Origin of the sequence: Massilia genomosp. 1 (assembly GCF_011682185.1) — a bacterium.
GTDB lineage: Bacteria > Pseudomonadota > Gammaproteobacteria > Burkholderiales > Burkholderiaceae_D > Telluria_A > Telluria_A rubra.
Genome location: NZ_WHJF01000521.1, coordinates 1 through 294 on the forward strand (window position 1 = coordinate 1; position 294 = coordinate 294).

Genomic DNA, 294 nt, shown 5'->3' on the forward strand with positions numbered 1-294 from the left:
CTGGCCGGACGAAAGCGCGCAGGCGCGTATTGACGGCGCGCTGGCGCGCGCAGCCACAGCGGCGGCTCTGCTATGATCCGCGCTTTCCGCATCGGATCGCACAGTATGGACGCCTTTCTCGTCTCAACGGGCATCGTCGCCCTCGCCGAAATCGGCGACAAGACGCAGTTGCTGGCGTTTCTGCTGGCGGCCAAATTCCGGCGGCCGGTGCCGATCGTGCTGGGGATTTTGGTGGCGACCATCGCCAACCATGCGTTTGCGGCGGCGGTGGGGGCCTCGATCAGCGCTCTGCTG

Annotated in this window: 1 protein-coding gene; it reads left to right on the plus strand. The window is 66.7% G+C overall.

Annotation, left to right across the window (positions count from 1 at the left end):
- Window positions 1-105: 105 nt before the first annotated feature.
- A partial coding sequence (locus F1735_RS34750; protein ID WP_167241607.1) for a TMEM165/GDT1 family protein occupies window positions 106-294 on the plus strand: 189 nt, incomplete at its 3' end.